At 74.2% G+C, this 2,852-nt stretch carries 3 protein-coding genes and 1 pseudogene; all 4 read right to left on the bottom strand.

Going from position 1 to position 2,852, the window contains the following annotated elements; translation table 11 throughout:
- A pseudogene (locus RWM17_RS13690) lies at positions 1-675 on the bottom strand (SAM-dependent methyltransferase); the annotation flags it as partial.
- Positions 676-786: 111 nt separating this feature from the next.
- On the bottom strand, positions 787-1,197 hold the full coding sequence (locus RWM17_RS13685; protein ID WP_314104571.1) for a heat shock protein transcriptional repressor HspR: 411 nt from the start codon (positions 1,195-1,197) through the stop codon (positions 787-789).
- Between the two features lie 5 nt (positions 1,198-1,202).
- Positions 1,203-2,219 carry a DnaJ C-terminal domain-containing protein gene (locus RWM17_RS13680; protein WP_314104569.1) on the bottom strand — a complete coding sequence of 339 codons (1,017 nt, stop codon included), beginning with the start codon at positions 2,217-2,219 and terminating at the stop codon, positions 1,203-1,205.
- A 121-nt stretch (positions 2,220-2,340) separates the two neighbouring features.
- Positions 2,341-2,852: nucleotide exchange factor GrpE (locus RWM17_RS13675; RefSeq protein WP_314104567.1), on the bottom strand; the 512-nt coding region annotated here is incomplete at its 5' end.

Below are 2,852 nucleotides of genomic sequence, written 5' to 3'. Positions count from 1 at the left end.
GGTGCCGATGTCGACCGAGGTGCCCGCGAAGGCACGGCCGTGCGCGGCGACGGTGAGGCCGAGGTCGAGGTGCCGCTGCTCGCGGGGCCAGCCCGCGCCTCCTGCGCCCGCCTCGCCTGATGCGCCTCCCGTGCCTGACAGCGGCCGCGACGCGACCAGCACCCGCGACTTCTGCCGGGCGAGCGACGCGTGCACGTCGCCGAAGTGGCGGCGCAGCACGTCGTTCATGGCGAGGGTCATGTGCTTGACGCGCCCGCCGGCGAAGAGGACGACCCCCGGAGGCGCGGAGCGGGCCACGAGCCCGGCCACCTCGTCGAGCGCGTCGAGCTCGCGAGGCAGCTGGAGCAGCACCACGCGAGCGCCCTCGACGAGCGACGCGTCGAGCGGGTGCTGCTGCCACGTCGGCGCGACCCCGAGCCGGGAGGCGTTCGCCGCCAGCGCACGTTCGCCCTGCAACGCGTCCTGGTGCACGCGCAGCCCGGTCGCCCCGCGGGCCGCCGCCCCGAGGGTGAGGGCGCCGTGGCGGTCGCCGATGACGGCGACCTCCGTCGGGGACGCGGCCAGCGCCTCCTGCGCCTCGTCCAGCAGGAGGCGGTCGGTCGCGTCCCACGCGACGAGGTCGTGGGCCTCGACGTCGGGCCAGCGGCGGAGCGCGGCGAAGTCGAGGTCAGGCACGACGACAGCCTAGGGCGGACGACGCCGACGCCCGGGCGTCGGCGACCGACGGGGACGGCGTCGCTCCGGGCAAGACGGTCGGGACCTGCGAGGGAGTCGCGGCCCGGCTGGTCAGTGCTGCTGGGGACGCCAGACGACGACCGACGTCTGGCGCTGCGGGCGCGACCCGTGCCGCAGGGGCACGACTCCGCTCTCGCCGGCGGCGAAGACCCGGGCACCTGGCCGGTTGACCAGCTCGTCGGCCAGCGCTCGCTCGAGTTCGCGCACCCGCGACTGCAGCGACATGACCTGGTTCTCGAGCTCGAGGATGCGCTTGATGCCCTCGAGCGAGACGCCCTCGCCGCCCAGCCGGCCGATCTCGCGGAGCTGGACGACGTCGCGCATCGAGTAGCGGCGCGACTTGCCCGCCGTCCGCTGCGGCACGACGAGGCCGAGACGGTCGTACTGCCTGAGCGTCTGGGCGTGCATGCCCGCGAGCTCGGCGGCGGTCGCGATGGCGAAGAGCGGCGAGTTCTCGTCCATGGTCGTCACGCCTGCGCGCGGGCCCTGACGATGAGGTCGTCGCGGGGGTTCTCGGCCGGGAGGGCCGCGGCCAGGGCCTCGACCGCCTCCTTCGCCTTGTCGCTGAGGTGCGACGGCACGGCCACCTGGACGGTGGCGAGCAGGTCGCCGGTGCCCGACTTGGTGACGACGCCGCGGCCCTTGACGCGCAGCACCCGACCGGAGGGGGTGCCGGGTGCGACGCGCAGCCGCACGGGGTCGCCGCCGAGCGTCGGGACCTCGATGGTCGCGCCCAGCGCGGCCTCGGCGAACGTGACCGGCACGTCGAGGCGCAGGTTCTTGCCGTCGAGCTCGAACACCGGGTGCTTGCGCACGGCGATGGTGAGGACCATGTCGCCGCCCTCGCCGCCGTCGGGGCTGGGCTCGCCCTTGCCGCGCAGCCGGATCTTCTGGCCGTCGTGCACGCCCGCGGGGATGCGGACCTTCATCGGCCGGCCGTTGGCGCCCTGCAGCGAGATCGTCTCGCCGACGACGGCCGTCTGGAAGTCGAGCGTCGTCGTGGCCGTCATGTCGCGGCCCTTCTGCGGACCGCCGAAGCCGCGGTAGCCGCCGCTCGTCTGGCCGAAGCCGCCGCCTCCGCCGCCGAACATGCCGCCGAAGATGTCGTCGAAGCCGCCGCCGCCCTGCTGGCGGTACTGCGGGCGGCCGCCGCCGGGCTGCCCGCCGCCGAACATGCCGCCGAAGACGTCCTCGAAGCCGCCCCCGCCGCCGCCGGGGCCGCCGCTGCCCGCGGTGAAGCGCGCGCCGGAGCCCATGGCCCGGATCTGGTCGTACTCACGGCGCTGCTCCGGGTCGGAGAGCACCGAGTTGGCCTCGCTCACCTCTTTGAACTTCGCCTCCGCGGCTGCGTCGCCGGGGTTGGAGTCGGGGTGGTACTTGCGGGCGAGCTTGCGGTAGACCTTCTTGAGCTCTGCCGCCGTGACGTCCTTGGAGACACCGAGAACGGCGTAGAAGTCCTTGTCGAACCAGTCCTGGCTGGCCATCCGGCACCTCCTCTCTTGTCTCTGTGCCGTCGCTCACGAGCGACAGGCCGGGGAATGTGGGAGGCGGCGGGCCCCTTCTCGAGGAGCCCACCGCCCGTCGCGACTCGCGTCGCGGATGCCGCTACTGCGGCGTGTGCACCGCGACCTTCGCGGCCCGGATGACCCGGTCGCCGATCTTGTAGCCCGGCTCGATCACGTCGGCCACGGTGTTGACCGTGACGTCGGCGCTCGGCAGCTGGACCAGGGCGTCGTGCATGGTGGGGTCGAAGACCTCGCCCTTCTCGCCGACCTGCACGAGCCCGAACTTGTCGAGCCCGCCGCGGATCTTCTGCGCCACGATCACCATCGGGCCCTCGGCCAGGTCGCCGTGCTTCTCGGCGAGGGCGAGGTCGTCCAGCGCGGGGAGGAGCGAGCGCACGACCTCGGCGACCACGGCCTCGCGGTTCGCCTCGCGGTCGCGCTCGACGCGCCTCCGGAAGTTCACCAGCTCGGCCTGCGCCCGGAGCATGTCCTGGCGCATGTCCGCGACGAGGTCGCGGCTGGCGGCGTCGAGGATGGCCTCGTCGTCGGCGCTGAGCGGCTCTGTGCCCTCGGCCTCGCCCTCGGCCGCCATCTCGGCGGCCGCCTCGGCGG

Origin of the sequence: uncultured Frigoribacterium sp. (assembly GCF_963515265.1) — a bacterium.
In the GTDB taxonomy this organism is placed as follows: domain Bacteria; phylum Actinomycetota; class Actinomycetes; order Actinomycetales; family Microbacteriaceae; genus Frigoribacterium.
This window is presented reverse-complemented; position numbering and strand designations above follow the sequence as displayed.